This is a genomic window from Massilia sp. P2_C2 (assembly GCF_056404615.1).
Genome location: NZ_JBFUDR010000447.1, coordinates 1 through 3685, shown reverse-complemented (window position 1 = coordinate 3685; position 3685 = coordinate 1). Strand labels below are relative to the sequence as shown.

Genomic DNA, 3685 nt, shown 5'->3' with positions numbered 1-3685 from the left:
GGTTCGCTATCAGGCGCGCACATGACTGCACCGAGCCGCGCCATCGCGCCCCTTCCTGGCGTCGCCGTGCAGCCGCGGCGCGGCGTCGTGCCTGAACCGCGCAGCGCGCACGACCTCGGCCAGATTCAGGCGCATCGCGACCGTGGCAACACTGCGTTGGCCGGTACACCCGCCGGAGCGCGCTGGGAACCGACCGCCGATAGCACCAGTGCCGCGGCCGAGCAGGAGGCCGACGCGCTGGCGCAGCGCGTGGCCGGTACGCCCGCTACCTCCAGCGCGGTTCCCGAGGCGGCGGGCGATGGCGGGGCCCACCGCGCCTGGTCGTCGGCGCAGCTGCCACCCAGCGTGAACGAGACGATCGGGCGCTCCGGCGAGGCCTTGCCCGCGCCGCTGCGGAACGAACTGGAAGCCGCCGTCGGGCACGACTTCAGCCGGGTGCGCGTGCACCGTGACGACGTGGCGGCGCGTTCGGCGCGCGATGTCGCAGCCGATGCCTATACCTTCGGGCACCACATCGTGTTCGGGCAGGACCGGTTCGCGCCGCACAAGGCATCCGGCCGTGCATTGCTGGTACACGAGCTGGCGCATGTGCTGCAGCAGTCGGCCGCACCGGGGCCCCTTCGGCTGCAACGCAAGCCCGGCCCGGGGCGCAGCCAGGCGCCATTTGCAAAGGTGCTGATGCTCCACGGCCAGGCGGCGCGTGCGCTCGACGGCCTGGTCGCCACGCTCAAGACGCTGCCGAACCCGAGCGCACCGCTGGCCGCCCGCATCACCCGGATCGATCAGCTCGCGCAGCAACGGCGGGCCGAGCAGGCAGGCGCGGCACAGGTGGTCGATGCGTGGGTCGTCGGCGCGGAGCTTCCGGTCGACGCGCCCGTCGACAGCGCGTACTACGTCGTCGATGGCAAACCGAACGCGCGCGGGCTGGCCATGTTGGAGCGGCGCGACACGAACCTGCTCGCGCTGGTCGACCTGGTGCAGCCCCGCGTGACCCGGATGGCGAGCCTGGCCGGCGCGCTCGGCACCGACACGCCCGGCGAAATGCGCGAAGCCTTCGATACCGTCGCCGGCTACTACCTCGACACGCTGCCAAGGGCGAGCGACCCGGGCATCTTTGCGGAGCTGCGCTTTCTCGACACGTTCTACAGGGATCTGCGGATCATCCAGAGCTACGGCCTGTGGGCGTACGTGCGCAAGCAGTTGCCGGAACTGTACGAGACCGTCGTGCAGTCGATGGCTGGCGCGGAGACGGTGCTGGTGGTCGGCAAGGAACTCAAGGGTGACGATCCGCGCTACTCCGTGGCCCAGATCCGGAAATCCTTCGAGGGCGGCATGCGCGGCAAGCGCACCGGCGAACTGCAGAGAACGATCAACGCTCTGCGCGATCTGAAGCGCGCGGAAGAAGCGATCGGCGCGTTGCCGGCGAGCCTGGAGAAAGTCGGCAAAATGCCGAATGCGGACGACAATGCGGCATTGATCCGCTTGATCGTCGATGTCCAGGTGCGGGTCGCGGTGCTTCATCTGTGGCAGCCGATCGAACCAATGCAGGAGCTGCTGTACGGGACCAACAACGCCGGCCAGTCCTTGCTGCCGTTCGCGGCGGACGACCGGCAACGCTGGCTGACGGAGCTCACCAACCTGCAGAACGAATTCGCCGACGAGCTCAAGCAAGGCGACCACCCTGGCATCGACGGCAAGATCGATAGGTGGATCGGGCGCCTGCAGCCAATCGTCGACGCGATCCCGGGCGAGGTGCGAACCAAGAAGCTCATCGCGGCGGTTGTCGAGCAGCTCCCGTTCATGTTCGTCGCGGGCGCGACGGCGGGCAGGATGGGCCTGTGGATCCGCGCGGCGACCCAGTCGAAGTGGCTGGCCGCGCTCGGCGAGGGCGCCACGCTGACGGTGCTGAATGCCGCCAGCCTTCCCGCCGGTTCCCCGCAGCGTCCCAAGGGCGTTCTTGGCTGGACGAAGAGCCTTGCGATCAATGTGCTGCTGTCGCGCATCGGCACCGTGTTCGCCGAATTCGGGACCTCGCTTGCCAAGGGCCGCTCGGCGATCGTCGCGTTCGGCACCCGGGTGGTCKCGCCCACCGCCGGGATGGCCACTTTGCAGACCGGCGTGCAGCTGATCGAGGCCAGACTGAGGGACTCGAAAGGCGAAACGGACTTCACCCAGTTGCTCACTATTAACATGGTGATGAGCGGCATCGGCATGGCGCTCAGTGCGGCCACCGCCCAATCCGAGCATGCCGTGCCTTCCACGGCGGCCGGCGGCACCGCGCTGGCCAAGCCAGGGGCGTCGGAAATCGCCAAGGACCTGGGCATCGCGGAGGACCAGGCCAGGCTGTTGCTGGACGTTGCGGATCGGCTCGGCGATTTCAAGGCCGCGGCCGAGGCCGTCAACCTTGCGGCCGCTCAGGGCAAGCTCGCCAAGCCGGAATTCGAAGCGTTGCGCAAGCAGGGACTCGACCTTGCCGACTTTCTCGAAGCGCACTGCGAGCCCCTTGCGAAATCGGGCGCGTTCGGCGAACTCACGCCGGCGCAGGTCAAGGCGGCGCTCGGGGCGATGCGCACGAAGCTCCAGGCGATGGACTTCTCGTCGTTGTTGAAAGTGCGCGCATTGCTGCCCGAGTCGACCGAAGGCTTGGTGCGCGTGGGCGACAGCGACCAGTGGGTCTACGACCGTGCGAACCCGCCACGCGGCCTCGCCGAACTGCGTGCCGGCTATCTGAAGCAGGGAAATACCGTCAAGGCGCTGCCGAGCGGCGGCTTCGAGGTGAGCGAGCCGGGCGGCCCGGTGCTGGCGGAAATCGTGCCGGTTGACACGAAGGCAGCCGCGGCGCTCGGCAACAGCGTGACATCGATGGCAAAGGGCAAGCTCGCGGCCGAGGGCCTGGCGAAGGCGCGGGCACAAAGGGCGGTGCCCGGCGCATTGCTGGAAGCGCAGCTCGAACAGGCGGGTTCGACCGCCGCCGGCGCAAGGGCCGTGCCGCGCGTGCTCCAGCACCTTGCGCGCTTCATCGACCCGGCCAACGAAGCGGCCTGGAACGGGTTGTCGCGCTATCTGTCGCTCGATGGCGACCCGGTACTGCTGGCGCGGGCGCTGGCCTACGGGGCGCCGAAGGAATTCGCGGCCGAAAGCAGGGATCTTGCGAATCGCTTGCTGACCCACATGGCCAGCTGGGATGCCGAGGCGGTAGAGGGGTTCAGGCTGCTTTACGAACTCAGGCCGAATTTGACCGCCGAGCGCTTGCACAGCCTCGTCGGCGGATTCGAGCCGGTGCAGGTGCAGGGGATCCTCCAATCGATCGCGCTGCTCGCGCCACGCTCGAAGGGCTTGGGCAAGGTCCTCGGCCCGCTGACGAGCGGCTCGGTCCCCAGCGAGCGCGGCGCAATGGGTGCGCTCACCAGCGGCGTGCAGCTTGCGCAGAGGTTCCCCCGCGCGACCCTGGTGTTCGAGGAGCCGGTGAGCGACGCGAGCGGCGCCGTCGTCCGCATCCTCGACATCAGCGTGCAGGAGACGCAAACCACGCGCGTCGCGGGCGTCGACAAATCGACCACGGTCGAGATCGCAGCGGTCGAGGTGAAAGAAGTCTCCAGCGCTGCCGTACTCGGCAAGCGCGGTCCGCAGGAACTGGGACGCGACATCGAACGCGACTCGCTGGCACGAGCGCACCGTCCTGCGC

Annotated in this window: 1 protein-coding gene; it reads left to right on the top strand. The window is 68.7% G+C overall.

What is annotated here, in order from left to right; genetic code table 11:
- Positions 1–21: 21 nt before the first annotated feature.
- Positions 22–3685: eCIS core domain-containing protein (locus AC1DYX_RS29090; RefSeq protein ID WP_477265389.1), on the top strand; the 3664-nt coding region annotated here is incomplete at its 3' end.